Consider the following 21849-nt stretch of genomic DNA (forward strand, 5'->3'; position numbering starts at 1 on the left):
TCAAGTTCCTCCACCAAAAACTTCGACATTAGCAAATACACAAACTGGTGAACCGTGTCCTACCCAAATGGCCTGATTTGGTTCTCCTTTTCCACAATAAGGAGTACCATACATTTGCCAGTTGTCAACATTGCCTACTTGGCTTAAGCTGTGCCAAAACTCTGGTGTTGTGGCGCGATAGTTAGGATTACGGAGGGTTTTGGTGAATTTGCCGTTTTCAATTAATTTGGCGTACTCACAACCAAATTGAAATTTGTAGCGGCGATCGTCAATTGACCAAGATCGGTTAGATTCCATATAAACGCCGTGTTCTATGCCGCCAATAATGTCTTCAAAGGTGGCGTTAAGAGGCTCTAAATTCAAGTTTGCCATGCGATCGATCGCTGGTCGATTCCATGAGGAAGCACGGGCACAGGCAACGCCTGCTATACCTGCTCTGGCTTGACTCTCCAGGCTCCCCAAACCCCGTTGGAGTACACCTTCTTTAACTAAATACTCCCGCGTTGCTACAGCACCCGTATCATCAAATCCATAGCTGGCATATTCACCAGGCACCGTAGGATCAAAAGTAATGTTCATCAGTGGCGAACCATATACTAGGTTGCCAAAATCACTTTTATTAACAAAGCTGCCCCCAGCATAGTTACGCTCATCTCCCAAAATTCGGTCAATTTCTAGGGGATGCCCGACACTTTCATGGATTTGCAGCATCATTTGGTCTGGGGCTAACACTAAGTTGGTGCGGGTGGTTGGGCATTCTTCTGCTGTCAAGAGTTCTATTGCTTGTTCGCCAATTTGCCGCACCCGATGCCATAAGTCTTCTTGTTTTAAAAGCTCTAGTCCGCCTTGGTAACAGTTGGCTTGCGAACCGTTATTGCTACGCTGCTGTACAATCACCCCATCTTGGGCAGTGGCTCCGTAATTAGTGCCTATCGATAGGATTTTTTGATAGACTTCTGAACCGTTGCTGCTAACAAACCAAGATTCTCTCTCGGTTGTGCTAGCACTGGCTATGGTTTGCACAATCTTGTCGTCAACTTTCAGCGTTTGGCAAATACGAATCAGTAAATCGTTGATTTCTCCCGGACTCAGAGCATCCAATGGCTGAAGATATGGAGATTTATATTCACCAACGACTTTAGGGCGCTCACTTTCACTGAAGGGATGTATCCACCATTCACTGGCTGCTAGTGCCTGTTTATAGGCTATTCGAGCAGCCGCTTGTAGAGACGGTAATTCTAGAGAGTTAGTAGCTGCATAACCCAGACAGCCATTAACCAAGACTTCTAGCATAGCTCCGACAGTGAAGGATTTGCCATTTAACTGGGGTAAGGCATCACGAACTGATCGGGTAGCAGAAGTCTCCTTTACGGCTCTGATACCAATCCAATCAGCAGGAATATCGAAACTAGCGATCGCTTTTGTTAGAGTAATCCACATAATTTAGGAAAATGGGGAGTAGGGAGTAGGGAGTAGGGAGTGGGAATGGGGAATAGGGCATAGGGCACATGGTACAGAGAAGAGGAATTTTTCCCCTGCTTCCTCATCTCCCTCATCTCCCCCCACTCCCCATTCCCCATTCCCCTCTAATTCCGGTGCCAGCGAGTACCATCACGGCTATCAATTAGCGTAATACCTTCTGCTTGGAGTTCGTCACGAATGCGATCGCTTTCGGCAAAATTCTTGGCAATACGTGCTTCTTTCCTTTGCTGAATTTTCGTCTCAATTTCCGCATCGCTTAAACCATTACTCGGTTCAGGTTGTGTTTCTATCTCGTCGGCTTCTAAACCTAAGACTCTAGCTAATGTAACAAGAGTTTGCCATTGACGCTGTAACTCCTCTGGTGATGTTTCGGTTTTCCCTTCATGCACAAGAATATTTCCCTGACGACGCAGTTCTTTGGCTAATTCAAATAGCACTGTTAACCCACCAGGAAAATTAAAGTCATTATTCACACTTTCTTGGAAACGTTCAACAGTTTCAGGGAGTAGTGAGACAGTTCCCACTCCCCATCCCAGTTTTTTCCCGTATTGGTAGCCGAAGACTAACCCTTCTTTAATGGTGTGCCAACCGTTGGTTGCTGCGGCGATCGCTTCATCGGTAAAATCAATTGGTGTGCGATATTGAGCGGTTAGCACGAACAAGCGCACCGCCATCGGGTCAACTCCTCGATCCAGTAAGTCTCTAATAGTGGTAAAATTGCCCAAAGATTTGGACATTTTTTCACCATCTACTTTCACCATGCCGTTATGTAACCAGTAACGCGCTAAGGGTTTTCCGGTAACAGCCTCAGATTGGGCAATTTCGTTTTCATGGTGGGGAAAAATTAAGTCAGTACCACCAGCATGAATATCTATGGTATCACCCAAGCGATCGCGCACCATTGCCGAGCATTCTATATGCCACCCCGGACGACCTGCGCCCCAAGGTGATTCCCAAGCTGGTTCTCCCGGTTTTGCTGCCTTCCATAAAGCAAAATCAAAGGGATCTTTCTTTTTCTGGTACTCTGGATCTTCGACGTTGACGCCTAGGCGTAGCCCGCCGTAGGCATTGCTTTTCCCGGCTTGCATATCTTCTAACTTGCGTCCCGAAAGCTTGCCATACTCAGGAAAATGTCGTACTGCATAATACACATCGCCGTCAGCAGGGTAAGCAAAACCCTTATTTTCCAATTCGTGAATTAAGCGTTGAATGCCATTCATCGTATGGGTAGCGCGGGGATACTCATCGGCTTCTTTGATCCCCAGCCGCGCCATATCCTCAAAATATGCTTTGATGAAGCGATCGGCTACAGCCTCCATTGATGAATGTTCAACACAGGCTCGATTCAGAATCTTGTCATCAATATCAGTAAAATTTTGGATATATCGGACTTGATAACCGATAAACTGGAGGTATCGGCGCACTACGTCCCAAACGATGCAAGCTCTAGCATGACCCAAATGGCAGTAATCATATACCGTCACGCCGCAGTAATACATCTTAACCTTGCCTGGCTCGACTGTTTCAAACGGTTCTTGACGACGGGTGAGGGTATTGTAAAGGTTTAAGGTCATAACAGAGTAATGCTGAAATAAGGAGATAGGTAATAATAGGGTAAAGCAGCTGGGATGACAGTCCAGCATCCCTATGCTAGTGTTTTCTGGACTATCTGCGCTACATTACTATTTTTTGACTCTTTGAATAACAGCGCTATGCAATCAGCAGTTACACCCCAATCTCAAGCAATGGATACGCCCAAACAAGGAATGCCAGTAACGATTATTACAGGTTTCCTCGGTAGTGGGAAGACGACTTTACTTAATCATATCCTCAACAACCAACAGGGTTTGAAAACCGCCGTTCTCGTGAATGAATTTGGCGAAATTGGCATCGACAACGAGCTAATTGTTTCCACTGGTGAGAACATGGTGGAGCTAAATAATGGTTGTATCTGCTGCACTATTAATAGTGATTTAGTAGATGCAGTTTACAAGGTTTTAGAACGCCAAGAAAATCTAGATTATCTAGTAGTGGAAACAACTGGATTAGCAGATCCGCTCCCAGTAGCTTTAACATTTTTGGGCACAGAATTGCGGGATTTAACCCGCTTGGATTCGATTATTACCGTAGTAGATGCGGCGAATTACAGTCTAGATTTATTTAACTCTGAGGCAGCATACAGCCAGATTGCTTATGGTGATGTAATTTTACTGAATAAGACTGATTTGGTTGATGAAGCTACTTTGAAGGAGTTAGAAAGAAAAATTAACGAAGTGAAGGAAGGAGCAAGAATTATCCGCACTACGCGATCGCAAGTGCCACTTCCTTTAATTCTGAGTGTTGGTCTGTTTGAGTCTGATAAATATTTTGACACAGTGGTAGATGACCACGACCATCACGATCATGATCACCATGATCACTCAACATGCGGTCATGACCATCACGATCATGATCACCATCATGACCATCATTCTGACCATTTAGAAAATGATGGTTTCACTTCCATATCTTTCCAAAGTGACAAGCCTTTTTCTATTAAGAAGTTTCAGTATTTCTTAGATAACCAGTTACCTACAAATATCTTCCGGGCGAAGGGGATTATGTGGTTTGATGAAAGTCCGAAGCGTCATATTTTCCACCTTTGCGGTAAACGCTTTACCTTGGATGATGATGAATGGCAAGGTCAATTAAAAAACCAACTAGTGCTGATTGGTCAAAATTTGGATCGTCAGGCTTTAATTGCTCAACTCGAAAACTGTATTAGTCTACCTTCAACTAGTCGCGGTAAAGGCTTTGGGAAATAAAAGTTAGGAGTTAGAAGTTAGGAGTTAAGAGTTTAAAACTTGTACTCGTTCCCAGGTTCCACCTGGGAATGGCTTCCTAATGGCTCCGCCATCGATTTTGAGCAATGAAAATCAGAGAATAGCGATCGCAATTATCGATAAAAAGAAATGGTATTAGGAGTTTTGAAGTAAACTACCCACCACCATACCGCATTTATTAATATCTAAGCTTTATTTAAACGTCTATTTTTTATCCAAGACATGATTAGATTTCTAAATCTGTCTGTTTTTGCTTCAGTAAAATGTGCTATCACAACCGCATACAAAAATACAAATACAGCTACAATCAATCCTAAGAATAAGTGAAAAATATCTGGTTGCCAAGGGCGGTCATCAATTATACATGCTCTAATAAAGCACGGTATCGGCATGTGGACAAGATAAAGAGTGTATGAACATCCAGCTAAACCTTTAGAAAATTTTTCGTATGCTCCTTCTTGTCTAATTTTACTAGGATTGTTAACTAGAAGATATATCATAACAGCAGTAGAAATTCCGATTAAAAAATCTGCTATCTCTTCGCTAGGTAAGAAACGTGCAATTGTTAAAGTAATGCACAAAATTAGGATAGACAAAAAACTGAGTGAATTGAAGATGTTCTTATTGTTAAGATATTTGGAAGTATGAGATATATTAATTAACGCTCCCATCAGCCAAACAAGAAAGTAAATTCTAATTTCCGAACCTACCATTAATAATATAACTGAGGTCAAAACACCGTAGAAAAGACGTAATTTTAAAGAATTAACCCAAAAAAGTAGAATTATTGAAGGAAAAAGTATATAGTACCAAAATTCATAAGCTAAACTCCAAGCTACCTTATTAGAACCAAATAAGTCTACATAAATTGTTTGCAGAAAAGCTACAGTCCCCAGAAAATTTTGAGGTGTGAAATTTTCCAAAATTTTATAGGTTGCTAAATAACTGTTGTAAAACTTTTCTCCATAGAAGCTATCTTGTGCAGTACCAAATATTTTAATACCTAAAAAATCCCAAAAAGAAGACAGCAATAAAGCAGGAATTAATACTATATATAAACGTGTTAAACGAGCTACTAAATAATTAATCCATGACCATCGCTTTTGCTGAATTGTTCTTAGTACACTAGCTGAAATAAAAAATCCACTGAGAACAAAAAAAATAATTACACATTGATGACCCAATCCTGTTAAAGAATTGAACCTTTTGATAAAAAAATTAGGATTACTAACTTCTGAATATTCTAGAAATAATAAGAATTTCAGATGACCGATAAAAACTAATAAAGAAGCTAATCCTCTTAATAAATCAAGATGAGTTGACCATCGATAACTCCTGATTGAAGGAATATTATAAATAGGCTGAGTATGAGTTTTTTCCACTAGCATTTTTGTTCCGGGATAAAAGGAGCAATCAAAAATTGTACCAAGACGATACAAAAATTAATATGCAATTATCCGATCTTAATATTTACAAAGTTACAGTTTTTTTTTAACCTTTATATAATCTTCATTTTTATTGTCAGAGAATAAAAGGATCAGTCGCCATAACTCAACATTAATTTTGTACAACTGGTGAACTTCGGTGTGAGCGCTACTTCTTTACGAGAGGCTGCGCCAACCATAGGCTCAGTACATGTCAGTTGAACGATGAATATAGGGCTTCTCGGTTGAATGAGTTAAGTGGGTGTGAATAATTAAAGCTTTCTAGTAAGGACTTCAGCCCTTACTACAAGCAAGCCAATTTAATTAATTTTATATTGTGTAACATAGTTTTATAGCGTTTCCTAATCATATTAGGTACATCATAGTCCCCTCCTCGCTTGCGGGGAGGGGGTTGGGGGTGGGGTTCTTCTCTAAAGGCAGATCACGACTTGCTACTGATGACTACTTCGTTTAAAACTAATTCTGGTTGTGGTGCCTCCTCTTCTTCTGGCAATCCGTAAACTGACCTGTACAACTTCACATATTGCTTGGCAGATTGATACCAACTAAAATCTTGACCCATGCCGCGTTTTTGGAGTTCTTGCCATTGGGGTTTGAAACGGAAGGCTTCCCAAGCGCGGATCATACAGGTGAAAAGGTCTAGCGCTTCATAACGGTCAAAGCAATAACCGGTGCCTGCGGCATTTTCAGGGTCATGATGGGTTACGGTGTCAACTAATCCACCTGTGCGGCGGACAATGGGTACAGAACCGTAGCGCAAAGCCATCATTTGGCTAATACCGCAAGGTTCAAAACGACTGGGCATTAAGAAGGCATCAGTACCAGCGTAGATCCGGCGAGACAGAGCATCGTTATACAATAAGTAAGTAGCCATGCGTCCGGGAAAGCGGGATGCTAATTGCCACATCTGAGTTTCATAGTAGCGATCGCCTGTTCCTAACAAGACAAACTGTGCATCTGTATAAGATAGGAAGCGATCGAGGATTTGTAATATCAAATCAATACCTTTTTGTTCCACTAATCGGGTGACAATTCCAATTAAAAAGGCTTTGGAGTTGACTTCTAATCCTAGTTCTTCTTGCAAAGCAATTTTGTTGGCTTTGCGTTTCTCTAAAGTATCAGCAGTGAAGGTTTGAACAATGTATTTGTCATTTTCGGGATTATAAACTTCAGTATCAATACCATTGATAATCCCAGATAATTTACCGCTAATAAAAGACAGCAAACCTTCTAATGTTTCACCATAAGTTGGTGTCTTGATTTGCTCGGCATAAGTTGGCGAAACTGTATTTACCTTATCGGCAAATTGCACCGCCGCCGCCATTACATTGTGTCCTTGCATATACCAGGGACACCAAGTAATTCTCTCTAAATACCAACGCCACGGCCCTTGATAAGCCAGATTATGAATAGTAAAAACTGTGCTGATATCAGGATCTTGGTGCATCCACACGGGAATCATCCCCGTATGCCAATCGTGACAGTGGATAATTTCCGGTTTCCAGTAATTCCAGGCAAATTCGGCTGCACCATTAGCAAACAGGGTGAACCGCCAGTCTTCACCATCTCCAGAATAAATGTGGCGGGGTAGAAAGGAGGGATGTCCAAATAAGTACAAGGGAACATCAGTACCAGGCAGAACGCTTTCATAAACAGCAAATTCCTGGAACATGGCAGATCCCCGCCAGATGGGTTCTTTAGGAATTTCCATTTTGTCTGGGAGGAAGCCATAGTAAGGCAAGAATATCCGCACATCATGCCCCATTTCTCTCAGGAATTTGGGCAATGCCCCGACAACATCGCCCATTCCTCCTACTTTCGCAATGGGTGCTGCCTCTGCTGCAACAAATAGAATCCGCATGGTAATTTTTGCTTCCCTGAGTCTTTATTGTCAAATTAACTCTCTGATCCCGACCAACGCGATTTATCGCATCTGGCACGTTTTTTGTGCAACGGCGATCAATTCTTATCTAATCACATCGGCTTACCTAATTGCTTAGGAACCGCGCTGAATCACCGCAAAAATTTCTGATAAAATTTCTTGCGCTCCCTGTTGCCGCAACAGTTCTGCTAGTTCTATGCCTAGCGCTTCGGCGTTGTTTGCAATACCTGTGACGGTATCTTTTACCAGTTTTTGACCATCTACACTGGCGACTATCCCTGTTAAGGTCAAATTCTCACCAGATATTTCTGTATTTACACCAATAGGTACTTGACATCCGCCCTCTAGAGAGCGTAGAAAAGATCGTTCCGCAAGACAGCGATCGCGCGTTTGGGGATGTTCGATCGCTTTGAGTAGAGATAGCAATTCACTATCATCAGCACGGCATTCTATCCCTAAAGCTCCTTGTCCAACGGCGTGGAGGGAGATTTCTTTGGGTATAACTTGATGAATGCGATCGCTCATTCCCAATCTTTCTAACCCTGCTGCTGCCAAAATCAAAGCATCGTATTCGCCTGCATCCAGTTTGGCCAACCGTGTAATCAAGTTTCCTCGGACATCCTTAAATGCAAAATGGGGGAAGTGGTGGCGTAACTGTGCTAACCGCCGCAGCGAAGATGTACCGATTACCGCACCTGCCGGTAAAGTATCGATTTGTTTATCTTTGTGCTTTTCATGCACCACTAATGCATCTGCTGGGTTTTCCCGTTCAGTAATTGCTGCCAGTGTTAACCCTTCTGGTAAGTGAGTCGGCAGATCCTTAAGAGAATGAACCGCAAAGTCAATCTCCTGATTGAGCATTCCAACTTCAAGTTCTTTAGTAAAAAGTCCTTTATCGCCAATCTTAGCTAATGCTACATCCAAGATTTTATCGCCTTGGGTAGACATGGTGTGGACTTCAAAAGTGATATCAGGAAAGCTTTTCTGGAGTTGCTCTTGTACCCAGTAGGTCTGAACCAGAGCAAGTTGGCTTTTCCGTGAACCAATCCGAATAGTGCGCGGGGGACTAGAAACTACTGTAGTCATAAAACAATATAATATCGCTGGCGATAAATTCACTCTGATCTAGACTACCGTAGTCAGGGACTCATACGAATTTTGGGTTTTGGATTTGGGATTTTAGATTACAATTCTTTACCAAAAGCAAGCTTTTGGCGATGTCTAGGACGGTCACTGAGCTTTGTCGAAGTGCGGGCTGCGCCTACGCACCTGGGTTGCAAGTTGCTTGATCAACTGAATTTAGGAAGATTTTTATACGTGGGTGCGATCGCACGAAGTCATAAGGCATTTCGAGTTAGTCATAAGCCATTTTGCTTGCGGAAAACACCGAAACGAGTAAGTCAAAGAGCATTCTTTAGAAGAGGATCGTTACATAATCTTGGGAATGAGTGATTCACTACGCTTGTTGCTGGTGTGTCATCTGTATCAGGAAAGTGAGGAGGTTATCCGCATCATCTCGGCTCGTAAAGCTACTAAGCCAGAGCGTCAACAATATCAGAGTTTTTTCTCATGAAAGAAGAGTATGATTTTTCTCAATCTGTCAAGAATCCGTACATTAAGAAGCTTAAAAAGCAAGTGACGATTCGACTTGAGGAGGATGTCGTGGATTACTTCAAAGTTCTTGCTGAAGAAACTGGCATTTCCTATCAGAGCCTGATCAACCTTTATTTATAAGATTGTGTAAAGTCGCAGCGCAAACCCTCGTTGGAGTGGGTGAGCAACGCCTAACAAATCGGATTCCTATATAGGCGATCGCCTGGTTGTATCCAGCCAGTGGCAAACGTTGATAAACTGGATATAGGACTTTCGGAGTGGCAGAAGTCATGAGTGTAGCAAAATCTGTATCCCTAACCTTAGAGGAGTTTCTCAAGTTACCAGAAACAAAGCCCGCAAGTATTTATATTGATGGTGAGATTCTCCAGAAACCAATGCCGAAAACCCGCCACTCCCGACTTCAGGCTAAGTTAATTAATGGCATTAATCAAGTCACAGAGAAAAGGCAAATTGCTTATGCTTTTCCAGAGTTGCGTTGTACTTTTGGTGGTCAGTCAATTGTTCCAGATGTGGCAGTTATTCGTTGGCAACAAATTCAGTTTGACAATCACGGAGAACCTGTAGATGATCTGCTAATTGCTCCAAACTGGATAATTGAAATTCTTTCTCCCGGTCAGAGTTCCAATCGAGTTACAAGCAATATTTTGCACTGCCTAAAATATGGTTGTCAGTTGGGATGGTTGATTGATCCTAATGACCGCTCAGTTCTCGTATTTAAACCACATCAACAACCAGAATTTTGTCATCAAGAAGATAGCTTGACTATTCTAGATGGTGTTGATTTAGAGTTGACAGTAGAACAGGTATTTGGCTGGTTAAAGATGAAAGCAGAGTCAGCAAGCCATTAACAGGTTATTTGGAAAGTAGTATAGTAAAGAATTTACACTGATACTCGATCACTGTTAAAAAATCTAAAAATTTTAGTAAACATACTCAGTGCATTTAGCATCCTTGTATTTTTAGATATTTGTAAAGTGTCCGGGAGTGTAGTAGATGAAGATACTGGTACTGAGTTGGGAGTTTCCGCCAAGGATTGTTGGGGGAATTGCGCGGCATGTAGCGGAGTTGTACCCGGAACTGGTAAAGCTAGGGCATGAAGTCCACCTGATTACGGCAGAGTTTGGTCAGGCATCGATGTATGAAGTAGTTGAGGGAGTAAAGGTGCATCGGGTGCCAGTCGGCCATAGTAACGACTTTTTCCACTGGGTAGTCAATCTCAACCTGAGTATGGGAGAACACGGTGGTAAGTTGATCTTGGAGGAAGGTGCCTTTGATTTAATTCATGCTCATGATTGGTTAGTCGGAGATGCCGCGATCGCACTCAAGCATAATTTTAAAATACCACTAATTGCCACAATTCACGCCACAGAATACGGACGCTATAACGGCATTAATACAGACATCCAAGGCTATATTAATGGCAAAGAAATCTTGCTGGCTTACAACGCTTGGCGGATTATTGTTTGTAGCGACTATATGCGCCAAGAAGTAGAACGAGCGCTACACAGTCCTTGGCACAAAATTGATGTCATTTATAACGGTATCCGAGCCGAAAAGAAACAGCATCACGTAGATTTTCATGCTCTGGATTTTCGCCGCCAATTTGCCACAGACGATGAGAAAATCGTTTACTACCTCGGTCGTATGACCTACGAAAAAGGTGTACCTATATTACTTCATGCCGCACCCAAGATCCTTTCTCAAATGGGAGGTAATGTTAAAATTGTAATCGTTGGTGGCGGCAATACTGACCATCTCAAGCGCCAAGCTTGGGATTTGGGAATTTGGCACCATTGCTATTTTACAGGTTTTCTCTCCGATGAATACTTAGATAAATTCCAAACTGTGGCTGACTGTGCCGTTTTTCCGAGTTTTTACGAACCCTTTGGGATTGTGGCTTTAGAAAGCTTTGCTTCTCGTGTTCCTGTAGTAGTTTCTGATACTGGTGGTTTCCCAGAAGTGGTTCAACATACCAAAACAGGTATTGTTACTTCGGTGAACAATCCCGATTCTTTAGCTTGGGGGATTTTGGAAGTGTTGAAAAATCCAGGTTATCGGCAATGGCTGGTGGATAATGCTTATGAGGATTTAGAGCGGCGCTTTAGCTGGCCGAAATTAGCCAAGCAAACAGAGGAAGTTTATCAACGAGTTGTGCAAGAGAAAAGGCAAATTGCGTGGTAAGACAGAACCTCGACTTCTTCAAGAAGCCGGGGATCTAAACGCTAACAAGTTTAGCCCAGTAATACTTTTCTGTAATTTCCTGGTTGCTAATAAAATTAGTCGAATATAAATTAAGTACTTAGATAAGGAAAAGTGAAATGGGACTTAGCGACGGACTTTTGAACCCGACCAAAAAAGCGATGGTCATAGATGACTGTTGCAAGATGATCGAAGGACAGCTTGCATCCAAGTCAGGTATGAGCGGCCTCGCTTTGAAAACTGCCTTCGCCGCCCTAAAGGGGGTTAAGCCAGGGTATATCTCCGACGTCGTTGAGCAGATCCTGCCGCAGTGTTTCACCGCACTTGATCCCGTCTGGAATGAAGGCGTAGAGAAAGGCGATCCAATTGAACACCTGAGTACAAATCGCTCTTATACAGCAGACGCGCTACTCAGTGTTACCGATGCCAGAGTCAAGAAGACAAAGCGCCAAATCGTGCGCGGAACCTATGAAAAACTTCGCGGTTCCGCCAAAAAGCATGTAGAAGAAGCAGTGCCAGACTTAGCAAAATTAATCAGTAATTACACTCAAGTCTGAGCCAGAATGGAAAAATTATAATAAACGTATGCCGCCGTTCGATGCGTCGGTGGCTGGCATACGGGGCAGATATTATATCGTGTCCGATTAAATACTTCTCAATTTAATTTCCTGATATATACCGAGTAAGTTTGAAACAACAAATAATCAGAAACCATCTGAATTATTGTTTTAATCAGCTTACAACTTATGAAAAAAGTTACCGTTTCTCGATACCGTACTTATGGACTAATTGGGTTAATATCCTTAATTGGCGTATTAAGTACAACTACATCCGCTTTAACACAGTTAGCAAGTGATTCCCCAATTGGGCAAACTCCTATCCCTGCTTCTAACTTAATCTGGCCGACACAAGGGTTTATTTCTCAAGGCTTCCACAAATATAAACATGAAGGAATTGATATTGCCGGGGCATGTGGAACTCCTATTGTTGCTGCTGCATCCGGCACAGTTGTAAAAGCAGGCTGGGATGATTGGGGATTAGGCAATGCCATAACTATTAAACATCTCGACGGCAGCCTTACTGTTTATGGTCACAATCGCCGTTTGTTGGTGAGCAAGGGTCAACAGGTCATTCAAGGTCAAATTATTGCCGAGATGGGATCTACAGGCAATAGTACAGCACCTCATCTCCACTTTGAAGTTCATCCAAATGGTCTAATGGCAGTTGATCCGCTTCATCTGTTGACATCCTTAACTGCAAGTCTTGGTTCAGGTTCTATTCAGCAAGTGAATAACCCAAATCGCCCAATCTCGCCACCCCCAGTAGCAAAGCAAGTTTCACCTTCACAGCCAATTCCAATAGATTTTGCACCTGTTAGCACTGATACTAAATGCAATGGAGTTACCCTCATCGAGGGTCAGACTGCAAGTATTCGTGTAAAAGTCTGTGAAGAAAATGGTCAGTTATTTTATATTGGGCAGTTAAAGCGAGACTCAAGCAAGCCTATAAAAATAGCAGCTTTGAATATTGGTAAAGGCAGATATCGAGCAGATAATGGGAGTTTTTATTATTTAGTCAGCCCTGAAAAAGTGGAAGTTTGGCGAAATGGCAGTAAGATACGTTCTGACAGTTTTTATAGTTTAACGAAATCGCCATAAAGTCCGCAATTATATCATGTCCGCTAAATTACTTCTGATATATCATTGCGAACGCTGCCCTCGCAATGACAACATTTTGGTTTATTGTAATTCAAAACTACACACGGTAGGGGCAATACCCTGCGGTCAGCTAAAGCTACATGAATTGCCCCTACGTGAAAATCACTCTTTTTGGCTATTGTTTGCGTAAGTCCTGCTATTTTCATAAACCATCTCATGATTAATTGATACAGTGGGTAAGTCCTACTTTTGACTAATTTTATTTTTTCTTAATTTCGCTACCTGTAAAAATTTGTGAAAAAGTAGTGATATAAAATATACTAAGAATAAATACAGAGAATAACTAAGTAATTCTCTGCCAAGACTCATTTTTTCATATAAAGGAGTGCATCATGGAATATCTTGCTTATTCCCACATGTTTATTGCTCAAGAAGAAGCATCTGGAAATGCCAAATCTAATTCCCCTAAATCTCAATGGAATTGGAAAAAACTTTTTAAATCTTCCGAGATAATTATTACTCAAGAAGAGGTATCTGGAAACAGCAAATCTAAATTCAATTGGAAAAAACTACTTAAATCTTCAGCTTGGTTAGCTTTAGCTGGCGTTGGTGTATTAGTTGTTGCTGTCACGCAAATTCAAATGAGTTCGGCTGCATATGTAAAGACTAACGGCAGTTGTTTACGTATTCGTACAGGCCCAAGCGCCAACTACTCATCTGTAGACTGTGTACCAAATGGCGCAATACTTCCAGCGATTGAAAGGTATGAAAACGGTTTTGCAAGGCTTTCTACGGGGAGATACATTTTTGCCCGATGGATTGGTGATAAACCTAACAATCCTTCTGTGAGTAGACCGGGTGGTGTTGGCGGTTCGTTCATTCTTACTCCTGGTTCTAAAGGTCTGCTTGTCAGAGACGTTCAGACAGCTTTAGGTAATCTCACGGTTGATGGAATTTACGGTCAAGAAACTGTTAGCCGAGTCCGAAGCTTTCAGGCAAGTAAAGGTCTACTTGTAGATGGTGTCGTAGGCCCCGAAACTCGATCAGCTTTGGGTATTTAGCCAGAAGCCATCCTTTGAAAATCTCCTTTCCAAGTTCTACCTTTTTTCTTCTGAGATGCAGATATACATAGGGAGAGGCGTACATCTGTCATACGTGTCAACCTCAGATCAAATACGCAATTTACCGTAGTTTTAGCTCCCCCAACCCCCGCAAATTGGGGCCAAAAGATTCTAGTTCCCCCTTTTTAAGGCTACGGTGTACACACAAGTCCTAAAAACCTAGCTTGATCAGGTTTGACTCGTTCCCATACTCCGTATGGGAACGCATTCATTGAGTCTCTGACTCAATATTTAAGTGGAGGCGGCAGCCATTCCCATGATCTTCATGGGAACGAGAGACTTTGATTCGGGGATTGTATCAGTTTGAATCTACCTTTTTTGGCTGGAAACTCGCTCTAGGACTACTTGTGTGTACACCCTAGCTTTTTAAGGGTAGTTAGGGGGATCGAAAATCTAGGCAGTACAATCTTTGTTTAATCTAAATTCCTAAGTTGATCTTTCTGATGAAAGACCCAAGTAATTTTGTACAATCTGCAAAATGCGCTCTGCTGCATGACCATCCCCAAAGGGATTAATTGCATTTGCCATTGCTTGATAAGCATCTGGATCACTGAGTAACTCCGCAGCTGCTGCAACAATGTTCTGACTCGTAGTGCCTACAAGTTTAGCTGTACCGGCTGCAATCGCCTCTGGTCTTTCGGTGGTGTCTCTCAAAACCAACACTGGTTTTCCCAAACTGGGGGCTTCTTCCTGCAAGCCACCAGAGTCAGTCAGCAAAAGATGCGATCGCCCAATTGCTCCCACCAACTCACCATAATCTAGAGGTTCTGTCAAGAAAATTCGCGGATGATTCCCTAACAATTCCTGCAACGGGACTCGCACTGTTGGATTGCGGTGTAATGGTAGCAGCAAAGCTGTATCAGGAAACTTGTCTAAAATTTGTAAAAAGCCCTGAGCGATCGCATGTAGAGGTTCTCCCCAATTCTCCCGCCGATGAACTGTTGCCAACAAAACACGATATGATTCCCAATCTAAGCCTGGTACATTGCAGACTACTTGGGTTGCAGCTACATTCAACAGCGCATCAATTACCGTGTTACCCGTCATGTGAATTTCACCCAAAACACCCGAACGCTGCAAGTTTTCCACAGCCCAAGGAGTCGGTGCAAAGTGCAACTGAGTAATTTGAGAAATCAACCGCCGATTAGCTTCTTCTGGGTAAGGATTGAATATATCATCAGTTCTTAACCCTGCTTCTACATGACCGACAGGGATTTTTTGATAAAAAGCTGCCAAAGCTGCGGCAAAAGCCGTGGTAGTGTCTCCCTGCACCACCACTAAATCAGGCTTTTTCTCCTGGAATAACGCTTCTAACCCTTGTAAACTTCGGCAGGTAATATCATTTAGAGATTGCCGCGCCTGCATAATTTCCAAATTATAATCTGCTTTGATGTTGAACAGTTGCATAACTTGCTCAACCATCTCCCGATGCTGTCCAGTTAGAATGACTTGCAACTCAAAACCGGAATATTTCTGGAAAACCTGAATTACTGGAGCTAGTTTAATCGCTTCTGGACGAGTACCCAAGATAATGCAAACGCATTTTTGATTAGTCATTTGTCATTAGTCATCTGTCATTTGCCAATGGTTATAGTCAATGGTTTATGGTCAATAGTCAATAGTTGGCGGTCAATCATCACACAAATCATAAATATAAATGGGTAAATGACACAAAATATCAAAAAAACCCAGCTTAACTGGGCAAATGCATTGTTTCTCGAATTCAACTGTAATGACCATATCTTGATCTGACAAGTTCAAATCACAAAAAGCATGAAAAAACCCGGCTTAACCGGGCAGACGCACTGTTTTTTGAATTCACCTGTAATGACTACTTAATCTCACAAGTTAAAGGGCAAGCAGCATAAACAGTAGTCTGCATTTGGTCTCCTTCTCCATGCAGCCAGCTTAACCATTTGATTTGATTAGGATGAACTCCTCTAAGAGTTAGGACACCCGCAGCCAATACAACTGCGATCACATTAAACATGATTAAAGCGCCCGCTACAAGCAAAACAGCACTAACAGGCATCACAGATTGCAAGACAATCGACAACAGACATCCCACCGTAGCCATCAAAACAACTAATGGAAAACCGACAACCAACAAGCATACTCCCAATGTAAAAGTCCATATCAAAAAGCTTTTAATCACCAACAAGGAGTAGGTCTTTCCTAGATTAGAGCTTTGAGCAGAAACCATGACTTTTCCTCCCAAAAATATAGAGCAAATTTTAACTTCAGCCATATCTCGCATTTGGCGAGTTAACTGATTTTCTTTCTCAGTGAAATTCAGTATATAAAAACTAATCGGGAAAATGAGCATTTATTTACTAAACTTTACAGTTAATTTTTTGTAATTATGATTTTAAAGTCAAGTCCATGTTTATTAAAAAAACTTACTTTATGCATCCCTCTTCAGGTATAGAACCTAAAAGCTCATACCTTTTAACCTTGATCCCCAGGATATTGCTCTGATTGAACTTAACATTTCTTATAAAAATTAGTAGTGGTTCTCATAATTAATAGATGGGCTGAATAAATGATCTGCTAGTGTTTGTGCTGTTAATTGCTGGTAATTCGTGTCCATATCTGGGATAAATTTCTCATCTAAATCCTGAGAATATTCATGTTCGGAAACAAAGTATTATAATTTACTAAAAATCTATGTATATTTACTAGCACACCTAGAGTCTTTATGTGTGTTAAACCAGTATGGATAGGTTAAATAATTTCTTTCAATTTTCTGAGTAGTAGAATTTTAGGAGAAAAAAGATACAACCGGAGGTGGATAAAATCGATTAACCGTGGTTCACGAGTTTCAATCGCCTCCCATCACCGCCAGGGCTTGCACGCAAGCATCCTGGAAAAGTCATCGAAGCAAGTGACTTGACTTTTCGCTAATTCAACTTTTTAACTGCCAAATTTTAAGATATATGACAGAATCACAGTCTCCGTTAAATTCTAACTCTCCTGCCGGACGTAACCTGCCACCAATGCCGCCACCACCGCCACCCTCTAGCACGCAACGGCAGATGACACAAACAATGGATATGTCAATGGATAGGAGCGCCACCGCACCTGTTGTAGGTCATCGTCCGGTTAGTCCACCGCCAATACCTACTTCAGTACGCCCTCAAAACAGCACTCCACAACTCACTTTAGCCCAGTTAATCAGGCTAGCTTACGATCAGGGATATTCTGACTTGCACTTGGGCGTAGGTGAAGTACCCCGCTTCCGCAGCCGAGGAGAAATTCAATCAACGGATTATCCCGAAACAGATAAAGAAATTTTCATGAATTGGTTGCGGGAGGTGATGAGTCAGGGGGAAATTCAGCGCTTTGAAGAAAGCTTAGAATTTGACGGAGCAACTCAGTATGACTTTGCTCGCGTGCGGATTAATGTTTTTGGCTCCCTGAAAGGGCCTGCAATGGTGTTGCGATTGATTCCACTGAAAATCTTAACTATGGAACAGTTGAATTTACCCCCAATTTTTCGGGATATTTGTCATTACCACAAAGGTTTAATTTTGGTGACTGGTCCCACTGGTTCTGGTAAGTCCACCACAATGGCAGCGATGGTTGACTACATCAATAAGGAAATGGCCAAGCATATCATCACCATTGAAGACCCGATAGAATTTGTCCATCAAAGCCGCAAGTCTTTAGTTAAACAGCGAGAAGTGGGAATGCATACTCGCAAGTTTGACAACGCTTTGAAAGCAGCTTTGCGGGAAGACCCAGATTTGATTCTGGTGGGGGAAATGCGGGATAAGGAAACAGTTAACACCGCCCTAAAAGCCGCTCAGACTGGTCACTTAGTCATGGGAACCCTGCACACCAATAGCGCTGTCAAAACCATTGAGCGGATTCTCAATCTCTTCTCTGGTGACGAACAGGATGCAATGCGAGTGGCAATTTCTGAGTCTTTAGTGTCAGTAATTGCTCAAGGTTTATGTCGCACAACTGACGGTAAGCGGGCTGCTTTCCACGATGTGCTGATTAATACTGAGGCTATTAAAGAATGGATCAAAGACGGTAAGTATGATGAAATTGGCGAGTTGATGAAACAAGCTGGTTTTGACGGCATGATTACGATGAATCAGTCGTTGCTCAATCTCTATCAAGAGGGTCGCATCACTGAAGAAACTGCTTTAGAAATGTCACCAACTCCTAACGAAATGGCGCAGTTTCTCCGAGGTCGAGTTTAAGATTTGGGGCTGGGGAGTGGGGATGAGGGGGATGAGGGAGATGAGGGAGATGAGAAGAATAACCTACCAATGCCCAATCCTAAATATCTTTGTGTTCCTGGTTGAGGTTATAGCTAAGGTAAAAGGTAAAAGAGAGAATTTTTTACTTTTAGCTTCCTAGCCTCTGTGAATAACTTGACGACAAACAAACTATCTACACCCCATTTGTTTAAAGGCATTGCGCTATTTACACCTGGAGGAGATTTAATTTATTGCATCGACCCTAGCAAGCAAGGTCGATGGCACTTGCATTTGTGTTCCGCTTTGCAAGAAATCCTAGATTTGCCAGAGCCGCCGCACTTTTTAGTGCCTTGTTATACTGCGACTATTGACCACTGGTTAGATCCGCGCACTCAACAAGTGCGAACTTTTGCTGAAGCTTATCCGGCTGTAATTAGACATCAAGCTTTGCTTAATGCCATTTTTGGCACTGGGGAGTTAGTATGGCAAGCAGCTCCCTGGCAGGAGGGGTTGTGCGATCGCATGGTATTAACTACTTATCGTTCCTCATTCCCGCAGCTTTGGGAAGATCACGATTTAATTGTCCGTCTAGACCTTTCTGAACCTGTGCCAAAATACCACCAACCAGTTATAGTCCAAAAAAAGGAAGTGATTACACAAGGCTATGTTCTCCGCTTGTTTGTTGCCGGACATAGCAGTACTACTGAACGCATTCTCCAAAATTTACACGAATTATTAGAGCGATCGCTCGGACATCCTTATACTTTGAAGGTGATTGATGTTTTAAGTCATCCAGAACAAGCAGAACTCAATCAGGTTTCGGCAACTCCTACCCTTGTCAAAGTTTGGCCTCACCCAATTCGGCGAATCGTTGGAGAGTTGGATCATGTAGAGAAGATTTTACAGATGTTAGCCGCTAAGGAAAATTTTAAGTAATCAGGCTAGTTTTTTTGCCAACTGCGCGAATGGGTAGGTGTTGGGGAAGGGTAACAACAAAAATGCCTAGATTGCCGTATATGCAAGGAGTTGAGGGTTGTAGCATCTTTAAAGTATCCGCGCACCTTATCTAGACTGACTTTCAGCTATTTACATCTTGCACAATTGCCACTCCTGATGTTATGATTCTTGCATTCGCGCTATTGAACCTTGAAAACCAAATAACACACGGCTTTCAGATGCCAGCAATCGCAATCAACTAAAATCCCTATTAGGGATTGAAACAAGTTGCTCATCTGTTGCCTGCCAATTAAAATTCCAAATCGCAATCAACTAAAATCCCTATTAGGGATTGAAACTTAGCAACCAAGGTGGAGTGGCGGCGGGATACAAAATCGCAATCAACTAAAATCCCTATTAGGGATTGAAACCACATCTAGGCTACATCCCTTGCAGGTGCGTAGTTATCGCAATCAACTAAAATCCCTATTAGGGATTGAAACAAATTCACCCATGCTTATTTGAATACGGGTGTTAAATCGCAATCAACTAAAATCCCTATTAGGGATTGAAACGACTCCTATCAGTGCGGGTGTGGCCGTTGATTACAAATCGCAATCAACTAAAATCCCTATTAGGGATTGAAACGATGGCTATCCTCCGTAAAATGTTGATTGGCACATCGTTCAAATCGCAATCAACTAAAATCCCTATTAGGGATTGAAACGATTTGCCAGTACCCATTTCGCCAATTATCATCAGATCGCAATCAACTAAAATCCCTATTAGGGATTGAAACGTATCCGATGCGGAGGTGGATCAGCACTTCCAAATCGCAATCAACTAAAATCCCTATTAGGGATTGAAACTTAAACTGTAGAATTTCAGCTTGCGAGTGAGCAAAATCGCAATCAACTAAAATCCCTATTAGGGATTGAAACTTGATTCTCCTTAGTGAAAAATTCGTATAACTCTTGGATCGCAATCAACTAAAATCCCTATTAGGGATTGAAACCCTGCGACATCGGCTATTGAAGTAGCTACTGCAATATCGCAATCAACTAAAATCCCTATTAGGGATTGAAACATCGTTTACCAGTACTTAACTAAAGGGGAGAAATCGCAATCAACTAAAATCCCTATTAGGGATTGAAACACGATATTGGACATTAACTCTGGGACACCAAACGCAATCGCAATCAACTAAAATCCCTATTAGGGATTGAAACAAGCGATCGCTCAACAGTTAGCAGGAACGAGCGTCATTAGGAATTACGAATTAGATTAATAACTACTTTCCCGAAGTGAGCCGCACTTTTGAGGTAATGATAAGCTTCCCGCGCTTCAGTGAAGGCGAAAACTCGATCAATAATCGGTTTTATTTGATGCTGTTGCATCGCCTGATTCATTGCCTCAAACATTTCCCGACTGCCAACATAAATTCCCTGAACTGCTAAACTCTTAAAAAGTATTGGCATGGGATCAATCTCATTTTCTCTGCCTGACAATAGGCCAATCAAACTAATACATCCTCCAATGCGGACTGCTTGTAGTGATTTTGGCAAAGTTCCTGCACCACCTACCTCAATTACATGATCTACACCCGTGCGATTGGTTAATTGATAAACTTGCTTTTCCCAATCTGGTGTTGTTTTGTAATTGATTGTCTCGTCAGCACCAAGCTGTTTCGCTTGTGCCAATTTCTGATCACTACTGGAAGTAATAATCACTCTAGCACCATGTATCTTGGCAAACTGGAGAGCAAAAATCGAAACTCCCCCAGTACCGAGTAATAAAATACTATCACCTGCGCGAATATTGCCTTTTGTCACCAGTGCATGCCAAGCTGTAACTGCTGCACAGGGCAAAGTTGCACCTTCAATGTCCGATAGATAGTCAGGTAATATCACCAAACCATCTTGGTGTAATACGACATACTCAGCCAGCATTCCATCGATACCGCCTCCGAGATCGGATTTCATTTTCTCTTTGGTTAAAGAGCCATAAATCCAGTCTGGGAAGAAAGTAGCAGCCACGCGATCGCCTATTTTTACCCGTGTCACACCTTCCCCCACGGCCACGACTTCTCCGGCACCGTCAGACAGGGGAATTAACGGATATTTCTGTCCAGCACCGTAAGCTCCTTGGGCAACAAGCAGATCACGGTAATTTAGGGATGTTGCTTTGACTTGAATCAGAACTTGTCCCGCAGTTGGTTTTGGTTCGGGGCGATCGACTAATGCCAAAGCATCAATCCCAGCGTTGCTTTGAATTTCGTAAGCTTTCATAGGCGGACTCCTTTTGCCAAAAAAGAAATTGTTTGCTGGTTATCTACACCAATAGCTCAAGACTTACGCAAACAATAGCCGAAACCCTTATTTTTAGGTAGGGGCAATACCCTGCGGTCAGCCTTCGTCTACTTTCAAGAAACACATTCCATAGCGTTGGAAATAGGGATGAGTTCTAAGCCAAAAGCTTG

18 protein-coding genes, 1 pseudogene and 1 CRISPR repeat array are annotated in these 21849 nt (G+C 42.1%); of the genes and pseudogenes, 10 read left to right on the plus strand and 9 right to left on the minus strand.

Going from position 1 to position 21849, the window contains the following annotated elements:
• Positions 1-1440: a TldD/PmbA family protein gene (locus HWQ38_RS27300; RefSeq protein WP_292800036.1), complete on the minus strand. Its 1440-nt coding sequence runs from the start codon at positions 1438-1440 to the stop codon at positions 1-3.
• A 146-nt stretch (positions 1441-1586) separates the two neighbouring features.
• Positions 1587-3056, minus strand: a complete 1470-nt coding sequence (gene cysS, locus HWQ38_RS27305) for a cysteine--tRNA ligase (protein ID WP_292800038.1) — start codon at positions 3054-3056, stop codon at positions 1587-1589.
• 138 nt (positions 3057-3194) lie between these two features.
• Between cysS and HWQ38_RS27310 the strand changes: the two genes are divergently transcribed.
• Entirely contained in the window at positions 3195-4286 is a 1092-nt protein-coding gene (locus HWQ38_RS27310) for a GTP-binding protein (RefSeq protein WP_292800087.1), read from the plus strand.
• A gap of 203 nt (positions 4287-4489) precedes the next feature.
• On the opposite strand, the gene HWQ38_RS27315 is transcribed toward HWQ38_RS27310, so the two are convergent.
• From HWQ38_RS27315 to hemC, 3 genes are all read right to left on the minus strand, one after another.
• Complete coding sequence (locus tag HWQ38_RS27315; RefSeq protein ID WP_292800041.1) at positions 4490-5686, minus strand: acyltransferase; 1197 nt, start codon at positions 5684-5686, stop codon at positions 4490-4492.
• Positions 5687-6170: 484 nt separating this feature from the next.
• A complete protein-coding gene (gene glgA / locus HWQ38_RS27320) occupies positions 6171-7610 on the minus strand; it encodes a glycogen synthase GlgA (protein ID WP_292800044.1) in 1440 nt (479 codons plus the stop codon).
• A gap of 135 nt (positions 7611-7745) precedes the next feature.
• The gene (gene hemC / locus HWQ38_RS27325) at positions 7746-8717 is read right to left on the minus strand and encodes a hydroxymethylbilane synthase (RefSeq protein ID WP_292800047.1); all 972 of its coding nucleotides are present in this window, start codon (positions 8715-8717) and stop codon (positions 7746-7748) included.
• Positions 8718-9054: 337 nt separating this feature from the next.
• Between hemC and HWQ38_RS27330 the strand changes: the two are divergent.
• Positions 9055-9204: pseudogene (locus tag HWQ38_RS27330) on the plus strand (BrnT family toxin); the annotation flags it as partial.
• Positions 9201-9365 (plus strand): BrnA antitoxin family protein, encoded by a 165-nt coding sequence (locus HWQ38_RS27335; protein WP_292800051.1) that lies wholly within the window; start codon positions 9201-9203, stop codon positions 9363-9365. The pseudogene HWQ38_RS27330 and the gene HWQ38_RS27335, both read left to right, overlap by 4 nt.
• Here the strand turns inward: HWQ38_RS27335 and HWQ38_RS27340 are convergent.
• Positions 9349-9516: a hypothetical protein gene (locus HWQ38_RS27340; RefSeq protein WP_292800054.1), complete on the minus strand. Its 168-nt coding sequence runs from the start codon at positions 9514-9516 to the stop codon at positions 9349-9351. The two genes, HWQ38_RS27335 and HWQ38_RS27340, sit on opposite strands and share 17 nt — an antisense overlap.
• Between HWQ38_RS27340 and HWQ38_RS27345 the strand changes: the two genes are divergently transcribed.
• The 5 genes from HWQ38_RS27345 (at position 9515) to HWQ38_RS27365 (ending at position 14163) form a co-directional block, all read left to right on the plus strand.
• Positions 9515-10093: a Uma2 family endonuclease gene (locus tag HWQ38_RS27345; protein ID WP_292800057.1), complete on the plus strand. Its 579-nt coding sequence runs from the start codon at positions 9515-9517 to the stop codon at positions 10091-10093. The two genes, HWQ38_RS27340 and HWQ38_RS27345, sit on opposite strands and share 2 nt — an antisense overlap.
• Positions 10094-10238: 145 nt before the next feature.
• Positions 10239-11426, plus strand: a complete 1188-nt coding sequence (locus HWQ38_RS27350; protein WP_292800060.1) for a glycosyltransferase family 4 protein — start codon at positions 10239-10241, stop codon at positions 11424-11426.
• Positions 11427-11563: 137 nt separating this feature from the next.
• Positions 11564-12001, plus strand: coding sequence for a hypothetical protein (locus HWQ38_RS27355; RefSeq protein WP_292800063.1), 438 nt, complete (start codon positions 11564-11566; stop codon positions 11999-12001).
• Positions 12002-12190: 189 nt separating this feature from the next.
• Positions 12191-13102, plus strand: a complete 912-nt coding sequence (locus HWQ38_RS27360; RefSeq protein WP_292800066.1) for a M23 family metallopeptidase — start codon at positions 12191-12193, stop codon at positions 13100-13102.
• 392 nt (positions 13103-13494) lie between these two features.
• Complete coding sequence (locus tag HWQ38_RS27365) at positions 13495-14163, plus strand: peptidoglycan-binding domain-containing protein (protein WP_292800069.1); 669 nt, start codon at positions 13495-13497, stop codon at positions 14161-14163.
• 486 nt (positions 14164-14649) lie between these two features.
• On the opposite strand, the gene wecB is transcribed toward HWQ38_RS27365, so the two are convergent.
• Both wecB and HWQ38_RS27375 read right to left on the minus strand, forming a co-directional pair.
• On the minus strand, positions 14650-15780 hold the full coding sequence (gene wecB / locus HWQ38_RS27370) for a non-hydrolyzing UDP-N-acetylglucosamine 2-epimerase (RefSeq protein ID WP_292800071.1): 1131 nt from the start codon (positions 15778-15780) through the stop codon (positions 14650-14652).
• Positions 15781-16054: 274 nt separating this feature from the next.
• A complete protein-coding gene (locus HWQ38_RS27375; protein WP_292800090.1) occupies positions 16055-16426 on the minus strand; it encodes a hypothetical protein in 372 nt (123 codons plus the stop codon).
• Positions 16427-17159: 733 nt separating this feature from the next.
• Between HWQ38_RS27375 and HWQ38_RS27380 the strand changes: the two genes are divergently transcribed.
• Together HWQ38_RS27380 and HWQ38_RS27385 are read left to right on the plus strand one after the other, a co-directional pair.
• Positions 17160-18434, plus strand: a complete 1275-nt coding sequence (locus HWQ38_RS27380) for a type IV pilus twitching motility protein PilT (RefSeq protein ID WP_292800073.1) — start codon at positions 17160-17162, stop codon at positions 18432-18434.
• 165 nt (positions 18435-18599) lie between these two features.
• On the plus strand, positions 18600-19370 hold the full coding sequence (locus HWQ38_RS27385; protein ID WP_292800075.1) for a circadian clock KaiB family protein: 771 nt from the start codon (positions 18600-18602) through the stop codon (positions 19368-19370).
• Between the two features lie 248 nt (positions 19371-19618).
• Positions 19619-20599: direct repeats of the CRISPR family, unit length 37 nt; unit sequence ATCGCAATCAACTAAAATCCCTATTAGGGATTGAAAC.
• A gap of 36 nt (positions 20600-20635) precedes the next feature.
• Here the strand turns inward: HWQ38_RS27385 and HWQ38_RS27390 are convergent.
• Positions 20636-21658, minus strand: a complete 1023-nt coding sequence (locus HWQ38_RS27390) for an NAD(P)-dependent alcohol dehydrogenase (protein ID WP_292800078.1) — start codon at positions 21656-21658, stop codon at positions 20636-20638.
• Between the last annotated feature and the right edge of the window lie 191 nt (positions 21659-21849).

It is taken from the genome of Nostoc sp. NMS7 (assembly GCF_017115085.1).
Taxonomy (GTDB): Bacteria; Cyanobacteriota; Cyanobacteriia; order Cyanobacteriales; family Nostocaceae; genus Nostoc.

Bases quoted from the DNA above. Each gene is read 5' to 3' on its own strand.
- HWQ38_RS27300 (WP_292800036.1), bottom strand. From the start codon at position 1,440: ATGTGGATTACTCTAACAAAAGCGATCGCTAGTTTCGATATTCCTGCT.
- cysS (WP_292800038.1), bottom strand. From the start codon at position 3,056: ATGACCTTAAACCTTTACAATACCCTCACCCGTCGTCAAGAACCGTTT.
- HWQ38_RS27310 (WP_292800087.1), top strand. From the start codon at position 3,195: ATGCAATCAGCAGTTACACCCCAATCTCAAGCAATGGATACGCCCAAA.
- glgA (WP_292800044.1), bottom strand. From the start codon at position 7,610: ATGCGGATTCTATTTGTTGCAGCAGAGGCAGCACCCATTGCGAAAGTA.
- hemC (WP_292800047.1), bottom strand. From the start codon at position 8,717: ATGACTACAGTAGTTTCTAGTCCCCCGCGCACTATTCGGATTGGTTCA.
- HWQ38_RS27335 (WP_292800051.1), top strand. From the start codon at position 9,201: ATGAAAGAAGAGTATGATTTTTCTCAATCTGTCAAGAATCCGTACATT.
- HWQ38_RS27345 (WP_292800057.1), top strand. From the start codon at position 9,515: ATGAGTGTAGCAAAATCTGTATCCCTAACCTTAGAGGAGTTTCTCAAG.
- HWQ38_RS27340 (WP_292800054.1), bottom strand. From the start codon at position 9,516: ATGACTTCTGCCACTCCGAAAGTCCTATATCCAGTTTATCAACGTTTG.
- HWQ38_RS27350 (WP_292800060.1), top strand. From the start codon at position 10,239: ATGAAGATACTGGTACTGAGTTGGGAGTTTCCGCCAAGGATTGTTGGG.
- HWQ38_RS27355 (WP_292800063.1), top strand. From the start codon at position 11,564: ATGGGACTTAGCGACGGACTTTTGAACCCGACCAAAAAAGCGATGGTC.
- HWQ38_RS27360 (WP_292800066.1), top strand. From the start codon at position 12,191: ATGAAAAAAGTTACCGTTTCTCGATACCGTACTTATGGACTAATTGGG.
- HWQ38_RS27365 (WP_292800069.1), top strand. From the start codon at position 13,495: ATGGAATATCTTGCTTATTCCCACATGTTTATTGCTCAAGAAGAAGCA.
- wecB (WP_292800071.1), bottom strand. From the start codon at position 15,780: ATGACTAATCAAAAATGCGTTTGCATTATCTTGGGTACTCGTCCAGAA.
- HWQ38_RS27375 (WP_292800090.1), bottom strand. From the start codon at position 16,426: ATGGTTTCTGCTCAAAGCTCTAATCTAGGAAAGACCTACTCCTTGTTG.
- HWQ38_RS27380 (WP_292800073.1), top strand. From the start codon at position 17,160: ATGACAGAATCACAGTCTCCGTTAAATTCTAACTCTCCTGCCGGACGT.
- HWQ38_RS27390 (WP_292800078.1), bottom strand. From the start codon at position 21,658: ATGAAAGCTTACGAAATTCAAAGCAACGCTGGGATTGATGCTTTGGCA.